This window comes from Chryseobacterium edaphi, assembly GCF_025628985.1.
Lineage (GTDB): Bacteria > Bacteroidota > Bacteroidia > Flavobacteriales > Weeksellaceae > Chryseobacterium > Chryseobacterium edaphi.
The window spans coordinates 1,617,070-1,633,957 of record NZ_JAOTEM010000001.1 but is presented as its reverse complement, the minus strand read 5'-3'; the positions used below and the strand labels follow the sequence as shown (position 1 = coordinate 1,633,957).

Annotated in this window: 17 protein-coding genes and 1 tRNA gene; 9 read left to right on the top strand and 9 right to left on the bottom strand. The window is 30.9% G+C overall.

Annotated elements, in window-relative coordinates:
- Positions 1–259: 259 nt before the first annotated feature.
- A complete protein-coding gene (locus tag NZ698_RS07635; RefSeq protein ID WP_263002481.1) occupies positions 260–916 on the top strand; it encodes a hypothetical protein in 657 nt (218 codons plus the stop codon).
- Positions 917–1,248: 332 nt separating this feature from the next.
- Here the strand turns inward: NZ698_RS07635 and NZ698_RS07630 are convergent, their stop codons facing one another.
- The 3 genes from NZ698_RS07630 to NZ698_RS07620 form a co-directional block, all read right to left on the bottom strand.
- On the bottom strand, positions 1,249–1,545 hold the full coding sequence (locus NZ698_RS07630; protein WP_263002480.1) for a cadherin repeat domain-containing protein: 297 nt from the start codon (positions 1,543–1,545) through the stop codon (positions 1,249–1,251).
- A 15-nt stretch (positions 1,546–1,560) separates the two neighbouring features.
- A complete protein-coding gene (locus tag NZ698_RS07625) occupies positions 1,561–2,853 on the bottom strand; it encodes a serine hydrolase domain-containing protein (protein WP_263002479.1) in 1,293 nt (430 codons plus the stop codon).
- A gap of 532 nt (positions 2,854–3,385) precedes the next feature.
- Positions 3,386–4,681 (bottom strand): hypothetical protein, encoded by a 1,296-nt coding sequence (locus NZ698_RS07620; RefSeq protein WP_263002478.1) that lies wholly within the window; start codon positions 4,679–4,681, stop codon positions 3,386–3,388.
- A gap of 719 nt (positions 4,682–5,400) precedes the next feature.
- Here NZ698_RS07620 and NZ698_RS07615 point away from each other — a divergent pair.
- The 5 genes from NZ698_RS07615 to NZ698_RS07595 all read left to right on the top strand — a co-directional run bounded on the left by NZ698_RS07615 (position 5,401) and on the right by NZ698_RS07595 (position 10,537).
- Positions 5,401–5,841 (top strand): hypothetical protein, encoded by a 441-nt coding sequence (locus NZ698_RS07615; RefSeq protein WP_263002477.1) that lies wholly within the window; start codon positions 5,401–5,403, stop codon positions 5,839–5,841.
- Positions 5,842–5,967: 126 nt separating this feature from the next.
- Positions 5,968–6,549, top strand: coding sequence for a hypothetical protein (locus NZ698_RS07610; protein ID WP_263002476.1), 582 nt, complete (start codon positions 5,968–5,970; stop codon positions 6,547–6,549).
- 443 nt (positions 6,550–6,992) lie between these two features.
- Positions 6,993–8,444: a serine hydrolase gene (locus NZ698_RS07605; protein ID WP_263002475.1), complete on the top strand. Its 1,452-nt coding sequence runs from the start codon at positions 6,993–6,995 to the stop codon at positions 8,442–8,444.
- A gap of 16 nt (positions 8,445–8,460) precedes the next feature.
- Positions 8,461–9,675, top strand: a complete 1,215-nt coding sequence (locus NZ698_RS07600; protein WP_263002474.1) for a hypothetical protein — start codon at positions 8,461–8,463, stop codon at positions 9,673–9,675.
- 577 nt (positions 9,676–10,252) lie between these two features.
- Positions 10,253–10,537 (top strand): hypothetical protein, encoded by a 285-nt coding sequence (locus tag NZ698_RS07595; RefSeq protein ID WP_263002473.1) that lies wholly within the window; start codon positions 10,253–10,255, stop codon positions 10,535–10,537.
- Here the strand turns inward: NZ698_RS07595 and NZ698_RS07590 are convergent.
- A tRNA-Arg gene (locus NZ698_RS07590) sits at positions 10,503–10,576 on the bottom strand. The genes NZ698_RS07595 and NZ698_RS07590 overlap by 35 nt on opposite strands.
- Positions 10,577–10,623: 47 nt before the next feature.
- On the opposite strand from NZ698_RS07590, the gene NZ698_RS07585 reads away from it, so the two are divergent.
- The 3 genes from NZ698_RS07585 to NZ698_RS07575 are packed head-to-tail and all read left to right on the top strand — an operon-like array spanning position 10,624 to position 14,402.
- A complete protein-coding gene (locus NZ698_RS07585; RefSeq protein ID WP_263002472.1) occupies positions 10,624–11,670 on the top strand; it encodes an ABC transporter substrate-binding protein in 1,047 nt (348 codons plus the stop codon).
- Between the two features lie 40 nt (positions 11,671–11,710).
- Positions 11,711–12,355, top strand: coding sequence for a monofunctional biosynthetic peptidoglycan transglycosylase (mtgA, locus tag NZ698_RS07580; RefSeq protein WP_263002471.1), 645 nt, complete (start codon positions 11,711–11,713; stop codon positions 12,353–12,355).
- A gap of 13 nt (positions 12,356–12,368) precedes the next feature.
- Positions 12,369–14,402 (top strand): transporter-like protein, encoded by a 2,034-nt coding sequence (locus NZ698_RS07575; RefSeq protein WP_263002470.1) that lies wholly within the window; start codon positions 12,369–12,371, stop codon positions 14,400–14,402.
- Here the strand turns inward: NZ698_RS07575 and NZ698_RS07570 are convergent.
- Genes NZ698_RS07570 through NZ698_RS07550 form a run of 5 tightly spaced genes read right to left on the bottom strand, consistent with a single transcriptional unit; the run spans position 14,380 to position 16,877 of the window.
- Positions 14,380–14,676 carry a hypothetical protein gene (locus NZ698_RS07570; protein WP_263002469.1) on the bottom strand — a complete coding sequence of 99 codons (297 nt, stop codon included), beginning with the start codon at positions 14,674–14,676 and terminating at the stop codon, positions 14,380–14,382. The two genes, NZ698_RS07575 and NZ698_RS07570, sit on opposite strands and share 23 nt — an antisense overlap.
- On the bottom strand, positions 14,676–15,263 hold the full coding sequence (locus NZ698_RS07565; RefSeq protein WP_263002468.1) for a hypothetical protein: 588 nt from the start codon (positions 15,261–15,263) through the stop codon (positions 14,676–14,678). The genes NZ698_RS07570 and NZ698_RS07565 overlap by 1 nt, the downstream gene beginning before the upstream one ends.
- A gap of 5 nt (positions 15,264–15,268) precedes the next feature.
- The gene (recF, locus tag NZ698_RS07560) at positions 15,269–16,348 is read right to left on the bottom strand and encodes a DNA replication/repair protein RecF (RefSeq protein ID WP_263002467.1); all 1,080 of its coding nucleotides are present in this window, start codon (positions 16,346–16,348) and stop codon (positions 15,269–15,271) included.
- Positions 16,345–16,653 (bottom strand): type II toxin-antitoxin system RelE/ParE family toxin, encoded by a 309-nt coding sequence (locus NZ698_RS07555; protein ID WP_263002466.1) that lies wholly within the window; start codon positions 16,651–16,653, stop codon positions 16,345–16,347. Before NZ698_RS07555 ends, recF begins: the two co-directional genes overlap by 4 nt.
- The gene (locus NZ698_RS07550; protein ID WP_263002465.1) at positions 16,641–16,877 is read right to left on the bottom strand and encodes a hypothetical protein; all 237 of its coding nucleotides are present in this window, start codon (positions 16,875–16,877) and stop codon (positions 16,641–16,643) included. Before NZ698_RS07550 ends, NZ698_RS07555 begins: the two co-directional genes overlap by 13 nt.
- Positions 16,878–16,888: the final 11 nt, after the last annotated feature.

The following is a 16,888-nucleotide window of genomic DNA, read 5'->3' as shown; positions in this document are numbered from 1 at the left end:
GCTAAAACTATATTCCACATTGCTTTGTCAAAGAAAAAAGATTGGATAGGCTAAGCCTTACATTCAAACAATCCAATTTTTGATTTGGTAATTTATAAAAAACTAAATGATATTGCATTATTTATAAAATTTAGTGGTAAAAAATAATTTTAAAAGCCTAAATAAAATGATTAAGTCAACCCGAAAAATTAAAACTAAACTTTACCTATTCTTTTCTCTACTGTTCCTGTCTCATTTCGTTTTCGGACAGGATTCACTATTGGTAGCAAAAAATTCGTTAGTCAATGTAATTTCAAGTTTAAATGGCAAAGGTTCACAACCTGAATCATCATTTTCTCCTTCTTTGTATATAAATACTTATGTTTTGAGTAAAAAAGAAAAGGATTCTATTTGGAATACTATTTTTAGTGAAAATAAAACGCAGCATCTGTTCAAGAATTTTCAGACTTCGAAAGATGAAAAAATATATTTGATAAAAAACCAAATCAACCTGTTTGCTATACTAAATTCAAATTCCGTTAATAGCCAATCCAAAACTGAATTACTGATCGGAAAGTTTAAATACGACCAGAAATATTCAACAGAGAATAAAGATATTCAAACATATGGAACTTACGGATTACGAAGACATAAAATTATAAATATTTCATCTAAAGAAAAAGCCTCAATTGATTTTCTTAACATTTACATGAACAGCATAGATTCAGACAACAAAATAAATCTATTTACACAAGAAAGAATTATCCTGATTGGAGTTGATGATAAAAAAGAGGAACCTGTTCAAGCCATTGAGATTTTCAAAAAAGACAAATTCAATTTAAAAAAGTTACGAAATAAATTAATTGTCGGAGCAGAAGTTAATTCATATAAAGCAACTATTGGAAATGATCTACTTTTAATTTACTACAAAAAATAAATAAAAAAATTGAAAATATTTATGTTTCATCTAGTAAAGTTTTGTCTAAAAGTAAACTATTACAGAAATCCTTCTTCATTCTTTTAATTTAATAAACCATTTCTTGCTTGTATTATGTAAATTAGTACATAGAAAAAATGGTTTTGCTTACATTTGTGCTAGTTAGAACTTCTGTCTTTATGCTCCTCTGCAAAGCTTCAAAAAGTCTGAGGTTAATATTAATTTCACAAAACGATTACTACTGTAGTTACAAATCAATTAAAAAATGAAGTCATTTTGCGCGATAATAAAAATTTTAATTGTAGAAAATAAAGAAAAAAATCGGATCTATTTCAATCCAATTTTTCAACTGAATATTTTGGTTTAGACTTGATACTTATATCCAAAACAACATCGTAAAGCCCATCCTCTGAAATTTTGAGATTATACCCATCATAGACCAAACTGCCGTCCAGATTTAATCCGATACTGTTTCCCCAATCATTATTCATTCTGAATCTAAAGTCTCCTTTCGAGAGTTTAACTTTCTTTAAATAATAAATGCAAGAATTTTCAGGATTTACACTCATAATAATGTCTTTTCCACCCCAACCTTCGGAAGTGGCATTGCCAATGATTCCCCAGTTCAACTTGCCAGATACTTTTTAAGCGGTTTTTGTTTCCTGACCGTTGATTATCCTGACCGATTCTATATTTCCTTTAACATCTGCATTAAACCTGAGTTTAAAATTTTCAAAAAGTTTGTAATCAGTTTTACTGACAGGCGATAAAGGCAGTCTTGGAATACCGTTGCCATTAAAAATTACAGTTTTGTTGACAACATTGACGTAATAATTTTGTGACTCGAAGGAGTAGATACCTTGCAATTTTTGCAAATCTTCTATTGTTGTTCTATTACTGCTTTTTGCAGTATAAGACTTGTTGTAGATTATATCGGTAATATTATCTACTGCTTTTCCTGAGATCATCTCTGAGTTGGTGAGTATGATAATGGTAATATCATTTTTAAGATCCCTTGAAAATCTACATTTAAAACCGGGGCCACTGCCACCATGACCTATCTGTGTTGCAGTAGAGTTTCTGACGCGGTAAATCTCCTGAGCAAAACCATAATGGTCATTAAGGTATGGCGTAGACATCATCTCAACACTCTTTTTTGTCAGTATTGTACCGCTATACAATGCTTCGCTGAATTTATACAGGTCGTCGATCGTAGAATACATTGCGCCGGCAGCAAAAGGATGGTCAGTTTTAAAAAGCAGCGCCCTGTTAGAATTTTTTCCATCAATGAATTCGTAACCTGTTGCTTTGTTTATACTATTGAGATCATTAAAATGAAATCCGCTTGCAGTCATTTTAAGGGGCTTTAAAATCAAATTTTCGATAGCTTCATTATACTCTAAACCACTGACTTTTTTAATTATATATCCCAGTAAATAATAATTGGAGTTGGAGTAGCTCCAGTTTTTTCCCGGAGAAAAATTCAATGGCTGCTGGGAAATGTATTTTACAAAAGTTTCTTCATTTTTGGTGTTTTCTGTATCTTCAGTTTCTGATATTCCCGATGTGTGTGAAAGCATATTTTTTATTGTGATGCTATCTCCTTTCGGAAAGTCAGGATAATATTTTGAAAGTTTGTCATCTAAAGAAATCTTTTTCTCTTCTGCCATTTTCAAAATTACTGTAGCAGTAAACATTTTTGTAGCTGAAAAAATTTTGTACTGACTATCATTTGTATTCTTCTTGAAGGCTTCCGCATCTTTAAAACCATAGCTTTTTTTTAAGATAATTCTTCCTTTTTCTGCAATAAGTACTGAACCGCTGAATTGATTCATCTTCTCGTAGGTCGTCAATAGTTCGTCAATTTTTATACTTTGTTGAGCATATAGATCACTGCTTATCATAAACATGAAAATGAAGGCTAAAAGGTATTTCATCGTTTTTATTTTTACTCTTAAGTTTTTTTATAATATAGTATAGTATTTGGTGTTGCTGTATAACGCAATTTACATAGATCAGAATTAGTGTATTTGATAATCCGCATAACTGAAAGCAGCATTTTAGCACAAGAAGAACGTTAGTCAAGCTAAAGAAAGCCTAGGTTGAAAACATTTTGAAATAGGCTATCCGTCAGAATTGGAAATTGAATTTAAACTGCGGAGGACATTATAATTTGAAAGTTGGTAATTGTTGTTCAGGGTAATATTTTACACAGTAATTTGTAAATCTGAATATTGCATTTCTAAAATTAAAAGGAACAATTCTAAATTCAAAGCCTCCGTCGACCTTGAATTTTTTCTGTGATATTTTCCTGTCCGAAAATAATAAAGTTGAATAAAAGAAAATTTAGAATCAGGATTTTTTTTTAATTTCATAGTATATCTTTTATTTATTTGAATCTATAAAAATTTGCTAAACTGTTAATTAGATGAAGTCTTCAGTTTCTAATTTTAAGTTGAATTGAAAAAGCTAAAACTTCAGCTTCCTACTCTTAAAATATAGATATCTGTATGCAGGGTATATGTGAAGACGTTTCATCAAACAAATCTGACGGTTCTTTTCAGTAGGGTTGATCGGAATTTTAGTCAATTTTTCATCGATCATTTCCAGTATTAAAAGATAGATTTTATGAAAATATTTGTCTCTGTCCCTCCGGTCTGTTGAAAGCAGCAAATTCAATAAGTATCTGTTGTTAAATGGAGATATAATGGTATTGCATGTATTTGAAATAGATTTGTTACTACCGGCCCAATTTGGCATTTTGTGCTCCCAATAAATTGAATCTAGCAAATGAACATTAGGATCTGCCTTGTTTAACCATTCTGAAACAGCTTCTTTCTCATAATTTCCATTTTTAATTCCTATAATATAACAAACATCATCCACTGATAATTTATTGGGAAGCGGATCGTAGAAGTTTCTGGCAATTTCGCTAACATTCCCATTTATGAGGTATGTATTCGGATAATGATTATTCATCACATTCGATATCTTCCGGATCTTTTTGTCATCTTTCCATAAATCTATACTTTCATTCTCACACTTTGCGGAGACTAAATCATAATCTATAATATTTAATTTTTTTGCGAAACAGTCAGCAACTTCCCGAGCTGTTTTTACGTCCTGTTTGCCATATTCTGACGGATGATTTAACACATAATAACTAATGTTTTTTGAACTGAAAAGTGATGATGCAAATAATATTCTTGAATCCCAACCTGCCGTAACTGCTATTCCTAACTTCTTTCTGGACGCCATGCTAACAATTGAATTTTGAAGTATCCCAAGCGCCAAACCAGCTACCTGGTAATTGCTAAGTTTGGGAAGATAATCGGTCCGCGGAATTCTGGAGTACTTGCATTCATTTACATCATAATAAAAATTTGAGATTAGCTTTGTAATATGTTTGTAAGGCGTTCTGCTGAAAATATTTATTTTTTCATTGGCAATATAAGATGGTAGATTATCATGGTAATCCGTTTTTTTAGAAATATGTGTTATAAGATTTGGTTGAGAACTTATATATAGATCGCTATCTTTTTGATATATGAAAATTTCCAATTGACCTGTTGCGTCATTAAAAACATACGTATTTCTGTTCTCTGAAAAAATAATGATAAAGAATCCCGAAAGCCTTTCAATCTTATCAATCTTTTCCTTAAAATCACATTTTTGAAGATATTCTACGATCTCCTTATTACTGTGTGCCGGATTTTCAAAATCGAAACATTCGCCAAAAAAAATAATATTCTTTAAACAAATCAAGTTTTCGGTATTGTTGGGATGAATATAAATCTCATAGCCAGAATGAGAATAAAGAACGGATCCACTGACTGAAATGTCCGTTCTTTTTAGAACTAATAAGGTAATGAAAGGGATAGATCTGAGTCATATGGGAATGAAAGTAATGATGAGTAGTTTTGTTAAATAATTTTTATTTGTAATATAATTCATGACTAAAAAGTAATAGCAAAAAATTAAATTTGAATGATATTTTATCATTTTATAGTGAAATAATTACAAAATAATGCATTTTTATATCCATATTATTTATTTTAATGATCTAATAAACAGTTATTTACATAATAAAATAAATATTATTTATATATCAAATTATTTTGGTAATATTAGTAATATATTTTTGATTATTCAAATAAATATAAAAATTTGATATTTTTATAAGGTATTAGATGAATAATTCACTTTTTTAATGGTGAATTATTCATTTTAAAGCTTTTCTTTACTTAATGATTTATTTTATTAATTTTACAGCAAAAATTGCAGTGATCTAACATGCATTAATTTTTAATATGATCATCAATAATAGTTCTTGTTTGTAAAAAATACAATGAAAAATGATTGCTCAAAGAGCCTTGATTATGTGCTTTGCGTATTACTGTTACAATAATGGAATACAATAAGGCAGTCCTTAGGAATCTTTGCAATAGAGCAATTAACTATTAATTAATAAGAAATAGAAATAAATGAAAAAAGTCGTAAAATATTTTCTCCCTCTTGTGTTTATGCTATTTTCCTGTGATCAGCAGGTTGAATACTTTATAACAACAGAATACCAGTACAGTAATTCAACGGCCTCAAAAGTAAGTTTGATTCTTTACGATCAAAGTAATCAGATCATTGAGGTAATTGAAATAGAACCACAACAATCCCATACTGACTATCTTGAAGCGGAAGGATTTGAAAAAGGAATTGTACCTCCTTTTTCTTATAGTTATGGCAAGACGTTAAGAGTTGTCTTAAAGTTTGAAAGCTCAAATACCTGTATCACTTATACCAATAATCAGGAGATCTTAGATTATACCAGGTATGATAACTACATGCCCGCAATGCTTAGTGGAAATCACAATACACTGGTTTTTGATATTGGGTCGGTGGAAGAAGCGATGGCGATAAACTGCAATTGAAGAAGCTGAAAGGTTTGGTTATTCTACAACAATGGAGATACAGGGGACAAATACATTAATTTTATGAGCCGGAACAGTAAGTACAAACGACGACACAATGAAACAAAAAATACACGTGATCAATCAATGATAAAAGGTACACGAGTTTTCATCTTGGCTACATCGTCATTAATCATATTGGTTTTTCTTTATCTTGCTCTTCGTAACAATTCTTTATCTGACAATGAACTGAGCACAATTTACGTGACACTTCAAGGCTCTCCAAAATATCGTCATTATAAGATTAAGTCATCTGATTACAGTGATATAATTCTTAAAACCAAAGAATATAAGCGTGAATTTAAAATCACAGCAATGGAGTACAAGGCAACCGATCACCGTTCTCTTCAGAAAAATATTGTTTCCGGTGAAAAAATAGAACTTAAAGTAAAAAAATCCGAAGTTGGAGATTTGAATGGAAGCACCATTTGGAACAATTACAACAATGTTTACGGACTTGGAAAGAATGGCCAAAACTACATTGAGATCGAATTAAGAAATAAATTTTCAGATGAAGACAGCAAATGGTCTTACTTTTTTATTTTTATTGGTTTAGTAATGTTGCCATATGCTTTTATAAAACGCAAACCACTCATAAGTATGGATAAGGCTATCACCACTGTAGCAGTAATTGGACTGCTCATAATGCTGTTTACAAATATTCCATAAGACAATATTATATTTTGAATTAGACATTAGATCATAAAACAATGATTTTTAAAAATTACATTATCAAATTATTACAAATTTCACTGGTGGGATTCTTCTGTATTTTATTTGCTTGTCTCTGTAAAATATTTGAAGGAAAACTTTTACTGGCGGCGATACAGGTTTTCAGTATTTTTAAGATTGGTCATTTCATTTTTCATATATTAATATCTATTTAATTAAGCTCTATAATGTTTTTCAAATTTCAGCAGCGATATTCATTATTTTTCGGTAAGTAGCAACAGAGCAAAAGCCGTTTAAATTATAAACATAAATTTTCTGGAGACATTACGGATGAATTAATCTTATAAAAAACTGACATTTAATGACAAACGAATGTAATACCAATTGTACACTGTGATATAGTGATGGCAGAATTGTCCTCGTTCTAAAATTAATCAATTATGAAAATAAAATTATTAATACTATTACTTACAAATATCTCACTATTAGGTTTTTGTCAGAAAACGAAGCAGACGAAATTAATTGATAATTATCTTGTAGACGCAATGAATACTTTTGAGATCCCGGGATTAGCGGTCGGGATTGTAAAAAATGATAAGATTGTTTTTGAGAAATACTACGGCAGAGAAAATCTGGAGTCTAATAAAGAAGTAGATTCAAATTCTCTTTTCAGAATTTATTCTACAACCAAGTTAATTGCAAGTGTCGCAGTTTTTCAATTGATTGAAGATGGAAAGCTTTCTCTAAATGATAAAATCTCAAATTATGTAAAAGGTCTACCTGAAAAATGGCGGGATGTGAGAATAGAAAATCTTTTGTCCCATTCTTCAGGCATTCCAGATTTTGCCCGTTATGAGGACATACTTGCCGATTCATCTAATGATCAGGTTTTTGAAAGATTGTCAAAGGAAAAAATGGAATTTGAAACTGGAAATCAGTTTAGCTATAATCAGACGAATTTTATGCTATTGGGTATGATTATCGAAAAGATTAGCGGGCAAACATTTGATGATTACGTGATGAAAAATCAATTTTACGACGCTGAGAAGAAGGTAATATTTTCTTCAAATTCTCTTGCACAAATACCAAATCGTGTTCAGAAATATGTTTACAACGATTCTCTCAAACATTATCTAAAACTACAACACATAGGAGGTACAAGGTCGCATTCGGCTAACGGATTGGCAATTTCGCTACCTGATCTTTTACGGTGGAGTATTCAGTTAAATAAAAATCAATTATTAAAGGACGATACGAAAAAGTTGATGTGGAAACCTTTTAATTACGGCAATAAGCATGATTCTTTTACTCACGGCTGGGAAATTACAAAAGTGGGAGGTATAATGTCTTATGGTTTTTCAGGCGGCAATGTCAGTGTTTACAGCACTTTTCCAGATAAGAATCTATCGGTCATTTTTATGTCAAACGGCTACCGTTATAATTCTTATCCACCTCTCTATCTTATTGCTAATCATATCGCAGGACTGGTTGATAAACATTTGGCAAATCCCTATCTGGAAAGCGAGGAATCGGTGATAAATGATATCATAAAGAAGCCGAATATCAGAAAGAAAATTTATGGTTATCGTATTGAAAATGACAAAGTAATTTTCACTTACAATATTCCCGGAAATTTAAATACGGAAGCGATTTTAAAAATGTCTGTCGCCGGTTCGTTCAACAACTGGAATTCTGAGAATAAAGTTTATCAAATGATTTCCAGAGGTGGAAATACTTTTGAATTGGTTCTGCCTGCATCTCAATTCGAAAGGGGGAAAACCTATGAATTCAGATTTGTAATGAATAAAAATGGCTGGCTTACCACACCTTACAGCGCAAAGAATACAAGCAGGAATACGAGTAATAACAATTTAACTTTGGTTGTCAACTAAAAAAACGCATTCTGAAATGAAAATTATATTCACTTTCTTATTCTTAATTATTAACATTCATGGTTTTTGCCAACCTGGTCCGGTATATCGAAATATCGACAAAATCAGTGATGAAAACTTTTTAGGCGCTGACGTTATTGTTATTGATTCTACATCTGATCTAACTAAAATATCAAAACTTAAAAATTCAGACCGTTTGCAACTAACGCTCTATAATCTTAGGGAAATACCTAAAGAATTTAAAAATTTCTTTTACACAACAACCCTTACACTGAATTTTTACAATGTTAAAAATGACGATTTATCTTTCTTAAATGAGTTTCCCAATCTAAAAAGTTTAAGCATTTACGGATATGAAGGAGAAACATTGTCATTTAAAGACTTAAAATTAAATGCTCTTTCTTATCTGTACATCGGAGATTGCGGGAACCTGCACGATATCAATGCAATTAGAAATTTAAACTCACTAGAAGAGCTTTCAATCTTTAAAGTAGCTTATCTTAAAGAATTTCCTAAATTCAGCAAACAGAATTTGATCAAAAAATTGATTATCGAACAAGGCTCAAATGGCAGAACATATGACAACAAAATTAAAAATTTTAAAACAGACGTTCGGAATATTAAAAATCTTCGTCATCTGGAAGAAATTACTTTAGGCAGTCTGACGCATATCGATGAAATTCCGGATTATTTACCGCTTACCATAAAAAAAATTAAAATTGATGCCGGAAGTTTGCATCATGAGAAAGATGATAAAGTGATAATAAAAAATATGAATAACCTAAAACTATATTCTGAGCTCAAAGAGCTTAAATTATCCTATGTTCACTTAGAGGTTTTTCAAGGCAATTTTGAAAATATTTCACTAGACTATTTATCTCTTGATAACATTCCTGATCTAACTGATATTTCCGGTGTATTTTCTTTCAAAAGTATTCGAAATTTGCGAATAAGTAACTGTAGAAGTTTAAAAACTATTTCAGGATCTTCCTGTGAAAATAAAATCGGTAAAATTGAAATTGACGATTGTCCGCGTATTGAAAATGTTGATTTTTTATTCACCTGTAAAAGCTTAAACTCGATTGAAATGAATTCTGAGTTAAATACCTTAAAATTGTCCGGATCGACCAATATGAGTAAGATACCCAACATTTCTATCTTTAATTCAAATGACAAAATACGGCTTTTAAAGAAAGATAATATTTGGGAAATAAAAACGGTTAAAAAATAGCTTTACCAATTTGATTAATTTAAATAAAAGCTACAAAATGTAATCATATCAAGATGAAAAGTCTAGTAATTTTAATTTCTCTACTACTTACAAGTTATGCTTTCGGTCAGCCAAGTCCACGTCATGGATAACCGATTCTGTCAGACAGGATAATATATTTTCGTTAAAAGTTGACTTATTAAGTGAAGCATAAAGAAAAGTTTATTTTGATGAATTCAATGCTGACTTTAATACATTTACAATAATTTATTAAAAATGAGAATTATGATATTGTTGAAGCAGAGACTTATGTCTAAACCGGATGTGGTTTTATAAAATTATGCTTGAGATAGACAAAGCTATTAATGAGGCCAAATATCTGCGGGATTTAGCTTTACACCCACGTAACAGACAAAAAAGTGATAGTTATAGTGGATGGGCTTTATATACTTTATTAATTTATATGTAATTAATGACCAACATAAAGAAGCTTTGGAAACAATAAATTTTATATTGAAAAATAAAGAAAAGGAAAATCCTAAAGTGCATTTCAGTGGTCAAGGCACTTTTTTAAGTTATGCAGATAAAGTGAGATTATTTGAACACTTCGGTAAAATTAAGAGATTATTCCTCTATTATAAACATCTCTGAAAGATATAATAATGCAAATACAATTGACAAAAGAGCAATCGTTGGTTTGATATATCCTGAAAAGTTAACTTTCGATGGTGAGTATTTTCAAACCACAAAAATCAACAGTTTGGCCGGTAATATTGCTTTGATTAACAAAGAGTTAGGAAATAAAAAAAACCGACAAAGAAGTGAAAAAACTTCAAATGTCGGTCTTGTGACCTCGACAGGATTCAAACCTGTAACCTTCTGAGCCGTAATCAGATGCGCTATTCAGTTGCGCCACGAGGCCTTATTTAAAGGTTTGCAAATATAAGACTTTTTTGCTTTCTTTGAAAGATGAAACTGAATTTTTTACTAATTATTGCACTTTTGTCGGTAATCTCCTGTAAACAAGAACAAAAAAAATCACAGTCTGATGTCATTTCTTTGTCATCAAAGCTGAATTATAAAGAAAATGACGATAATTTTCATTTCGAGTCGGGAAAATTTAAATATGATTTTAAATCTGACCAAATTCCTCTGAAAAAAGTTATTTTACTAAATTCCAGCTTGTTAGGTTATATTTCTGAGATTGATGTAGAAAATTCAGTGATTGGAGTTTCAAGTCCGGAATATATTTATTCAGAAAAAATTAATCATTTAATAACACAGGGGAAAATTCAAACTGTAGGAAACGAACAAAAATATGATATTGAAAAGATTATTTCCTTAAAACCGGATGCGATTTTCACTAATTATATCGCAAGTTTCGACAATACTTATCAACTTTTAAAAAATAACGGGATTCAGGTTATATTTTTAGATGAGTATATGGAACAAAAGCCTTTAGAGAAAACAGCTTACCTCAAACTTTTCGGTAAACTTTTTGGAAAGGAAGAATTAGCAGAAAAGAAATACAAAGAAATTAAGAAAAATTATAATGATTTAAGAAAATTGGCTTCAACATCAAAATCGCAACCGAAAGTTTTAGCCAACGAAATATACGGCGATATTTGGTATTTGCCGGGCGGTAAAACATTCACTGCGAATTATATTGCTGATGCCAACGCAGATTATATTTTAAAAGATAATTTTGAAGAAAAGGCTGTAACCATGAGTTTTGAAGAGGTATATTCAAAATCTAAACAGACTCAATATTGGGTCAATGCAGGAAATCACCTTTCAAAGCAGGAATTGCTGAATATCAATCCGTACTACTGTAAACTTGAAGTTTTCAATAAAGGTAAAATCTATGGTGTTACAGCAAAGGAAAAACAGAAATCAAATGATTTTTTTGAAAGTGGAGTAGTTCGTGCCGATCTTATCCTGAAAGATTATATAAAGATCTTTCACCCAGAACTTTTGCCCGATTATCAGCTGACTTATATGAAAGAATTACAATAGATCGCGGGATTTTTTTATTTTTGCAGTAGTTTTTTAGCATATGTGGAAGAAAATAAAGCAATTCATTTTTATCGTTCTTGTTCTGAACGTAGTATTCATCATCTGGGGAAGATTTTTTAATCCACCCATCACCATTACACAAATTGGCGGACTTTTCGAGTACGGAAAGCTCAATCGTGATTATATTTCTTATGATGATATGGGAAATAATGTAAAAAAAGCAGTAATTGCGTCCGAAGATCAAAAGTTTTTTAATCATAACGGTTTTGATTATACAGCGATCGAAAAAGCGATGAAGAACAATGAAAAAGGCAAAAAACTGCGAGGAGGAAGTACAATTTCTCAGCAGACTGCAAAAAATGTTTTTCTTTGGCAGGGAAGAAGCTGGATCAGAAAAGGGCTTGAAGCGATGTATACTTTCATCATCGAAAAAGTATGGAGTAAAGACATCATTCTTGAGAGATATTTGAATTCTATTGAAATGGGACAGGGTGTTTTTGGCATTGAGGCTGCGTCACAATATTACTTCGGGAAACCTTCAAAAGATCTGAATACTTCAGAAGCAGCCTGGATTGCAGCTGTTTTGCCCAATCCTAAAAAATACGATCCCAAAAACCCATCTTCATATCTGAGAAAGAAACACAACTGGATTATGCGACAAATGAGAAATGTAAGTTTGAAATAGTATCTTTGTACTAATGAAATTTCTCAGTACAAGTACAAAAAATTTTGAAGCTGTTCTTAAAAAATATTTTTCTTTTAAGAACGAAACCTCTTCTCTGGAAGCCTTTGCCGAATTTTTGGAAAGCATAAAGAAAGCAGATTTTACTGATGTTCTCAATTGTTTTAAGGCAAATCCTGACTTGGCAGACAATTTCAGATATTATATTCACAATATTTTTGTAGGAAGACCATTCAATTTATCTCTTACTGAGGCAAATATTTTATCAGAGAATGCCTTTTTCCCTGAATTAAAAAAACGGATTCTTAATAAAGTTCTACCACCTGTAGAAAACGAAAATACGGTTTGGTACTTAGTTGATAATATAAGCTTCAGACCCAAAAAAGATTTGGAATATCTCCATAATCTTCCTGAAAATGAAATAAATGAGTTTTTTCATATTCTTGGTATTTCAGATTTTATTCAAAGACAAAAAGTAAAAAGAGAACTTATTTTTTCGATGAATATTCTTTCATGGCGTGTTACCGGGATGGCTCTTGAAGTTGAGGTCGTGAGAATGGCTCCCGAATACAAAAATTTTGACAATCCGTTTTTGGCTTTACAAAATGAGCTCGAAGCTTTGGCTGAAGAATTTAAGATAAATCCTGATATTCAGTTGACTTCCAAAGACAGCAGATATAAGCAGATCAAAATTTATATTGAGCAATGCCATGACTTTGTGAATATTGCTTTTAAAAACTCTTCTAAATACGGTATTTCAGGAAAAATCAATCAGGCTCTTTTAAAAATACGTCAACAGACTCAGAGAATTTATGAGATTGTAAATTTGTTGGTTATTGATAGCGATGAAGATGTTGTTATTAAGTCTAAACAATTAATGCTGAATATTTTAAGTTATAAATCTCATAAGAATAATATTTCAGAGCTTTTCAACGACAGCACGAGAATGATTTCTCACCTTATTACCAATCACACTGCAGAAACGGGAAGTCACTACATCACATCCAACCGCAAACAATACATGAAAATGTTTTACAAAGCGAGTGGTGGTGGAATTATTGTAGGTGCTTTATGTGTGTTGAAAATGTTATATGGTTTTATGCCCGGAAGTGATTTTTTCCATGCATTTTTATACTCGCTGAATTACGCAATGGGATTTGTGATGATTTATCTGATGGGATTTACTTTGGCAACAAAGCAGCCTGCTATGACGGCTGCGACAATGACCAAAGTGCTTTCGGAGCAGGGGAATTCCAATAGAAACAATATTGAATTTGCAGATTTGGTTTCCAAATTATTCAGAAGTCAATTTATAGCATTTGTCGGAAATGTTTTGCTTGCGTTCCCTATCGCATTGGCGATTATTTATGGTTTGGATGTGTTTTTCTCCCAAAATTTAGCGGTTGAAAAATCAGAAAAATTGTTGAAAGATCTTGATCCGTTTAACTCAAAAGCGATTCTTCATGCAAGTATTGCAGGTTTTTATCTCTTTATTTCTGGAATTATTTCCGGAAATATTGGTAACAATTCGATCTTTTTTCAGATTCCGGATAGAATTGCTAAAAATCAATCTATTAAAAGGGTTTTTGGAGCTAAATTTGCCAAAAGTCTTTCAAAATATTATGCTAAAAACTGGGCAGGAATCGTTTCGAATTTTTGGTTTGGGGTTTTCCTAGGAGCAACCGCCCCGATTGGTTTGTTTTTCGGATTAGATCTTGATATTCGCCACATTACGTTTGCGGCAGGAAATTTCGCTTTGGGATTATACGGAAAAGATTTCAGTGTAGATTCTTATACTTTTTGGATTGCCTTGCTTACGGTTTTCATTATTGGTTTCTTCAACTTTTTGGTAAGTTTCAGTTTGTCGATGTTTTTAGCGTTCAGATCGAGAAAATTAAATTTCGGTGAGGTAAGTGAAATTTATAAAGAAATTTTTAGGTATTTCTTAAAGAATCCGTTGAAATTTTTCATTCCGTTGCGTTCGACTTTTGATCATAAAACTTCTAATATGATGCAGAATACAATTCCTACAAAATCTGAAGATCATTAAATTTATCTTTACCAAATTTGTCCTGAAATTTTTTTAGATAAACGCTTTTACGCATTTTAAAATCACTTTTCAATAACGGAGAATCTATTTTTATGGTGATTATTTTTTCTTCGATATTTACACTTTCAATTTCGTTAAATAAGCTTTCATCAAGATATTCTTCAAGAAAATCTTTAATTTCAAAAGCCAATAATTTATCTTCAAAACCATAAATTCTCGCAAAAGATTTTACCAGTTCCGAGGATTGAAATTCGCGTTTTTTATTTCGTTTCATTAATAGTTTCTGATTGGTTGTGTTTGAAAACCGTTGTCTTTGAATAGTTTTTCTAATTGAGAATAAAAGTTAAGACACATTTCGTTTATTTCTAATGAATTTTCTGAAGTGAATCGTATTCTTTGACATTCAAAACAAATTTCAAGAATTTCAAAAATTTTATCATTCTCATCGTAAAATAGAATAGCATTCCTAGGAAAAAAACATTTATTTGCTTCCCGCAAATCACTTGAAAATTTACCGCAAGTGTTGTAGAGTAATTTTGATAATTCAAAAATTTCTTTAAAATTAAGAGTTTTTGATTGGTCAATTCCGTTTAGATTTTCTTTGCCTAAAATATTTTCCAGTTTGATAGGAAATTTTTGTTCCGCCATCATTTTTTTAATTGTTGCAGAATCAATTCCATGTCCGATTGGGGGTAATGGAATTGGAAATTCACTTAAAAAATCTTTATTATAGGAAATCATTTTTACTTTCGTTGCTTTACTAAATGGAAAAATTTTCAAAATTTCATTAGTAGAATATTTCTTTTGTCCAAAAATGATAAATGAACAGAAAATGAATATTAAATATAAAATTTTCTTCATAAATTTTATATTTCAAAAATTATACTTTCCTCATTGATTTTCTTCACCACACTTTCCGTACGTTCTCTGTGCGTATCAGTAATAAAAATCTGGCCGAAATTTTCCTGATTAACCAATTTAATTAACTGTGCAACGCGAGTATCATCCAATTTATCAAAAATATCGTCCAGCAAAAGAATCGGAGTTTTTCCGGTGAGTTCTTTTACTAAACTCATTTGAGCCAGTTTTAGCGAAATTAAAAAAGATTTTTGCTGTCCTTGGGAACCGATTTTTTTTATTAAAACAGAGTCCATTTCGAAAAGCAAATCATCTTTATGAATTCCTTTTGAAGTGTAAGTCAACATTCTGTCTTTATCTAAACTTTCATTTAATAAATTTTCAAAAGAATCTTCAAATAAATGAGATTCGTAAATTACAGAGACCGTTTCTTTCCCACCAGAAATGATCTCATAAAAATTCTGAACAATAGGATTAAGCTTTGCGACAAATTCTTTTCTTTTATCAAAGATTTTCGTTCCGGATTTAGTGATCGGATCATCATAGATTTCTAAAGAATCTTTATCCCAAACTCTGTTTTTTGCAAAATACTTCAACAAAGCATTTCTTTGCTGAATGGTTTTCTGATACTGAATTAAATCAAAGAGATACCCGGAATCAGTCTGAGAAATCATAGAATCTAAAAACTTCCTGCGACTTTCTCCCGAATCAGAAATCAGGTTTGAATCGTATGGCGAAATCATTACGCTTGGTAAATAACCGATGTGATCTGCCATCCGATCGTAGCTTTTATCATTTTTTTTAATGATCTTTTTGGCTTCTTTGGGTTGGGATATTTTAATGCTGTCTTCGCTGTCTTCGTTCTGGATTTCAGCGTCGATCGTGAAAAAATCTTCGTCCGTTTTGATATTATTAATGTCGGTGTTACCTAAGAAACTTTTCCCAACCGATAAATAATGCAGTGCATCAAGAATATTGGTTTTTCCGGCACCATTATTTCCTACAAAGCAATTAATTTGTGGAGAAAACTCAAACTTTTTCTCAGAATGGTTTTTAAAATTGTAAAGGGTGAGTTTTTTGATGATCATAATCCTAGAAGTTTCTTTAATTTGCTAGGATTCTGACGATTGTCCCAAAACGCAATGATATAAATGACAGATTCTGAATATCTGTAAACGAGACTGAAATTTCCTAAATATAAGACTCTAAAAGGTTTTAAATTTCCAAAATTTCCTACAAGTGGGTTAGTTTTTAAAACATCAATTTTTTCGTAAATAGCGATATTAATTTTTTTCGAATAGGTAGTACTTTTATTTCTGTTATTCCAATAATCAAAAACTTTATTTCTTTGCGCAATTGCTATATTAGTCCAAATAATTTTTACTTCATCCATTCTTCGTCTAATTTTCGAAGTTCTTCATCCGTAATAGTTCTTCCATATTTAATATCTTCTTCAGCTAGTAAAAGAAGTTCTTTCTGAGATTCGGAGAATGTATATTGCTCATCTTTTGTACTTACTGATGAAAGAATATCATCAATTGCCTGCAAAAGGTTTATGTTTTTAGTTGAAAAAATTTTTTCGACAAGATTACTTCTTAAGATTTCAATATTTTCCATAACACCAAATT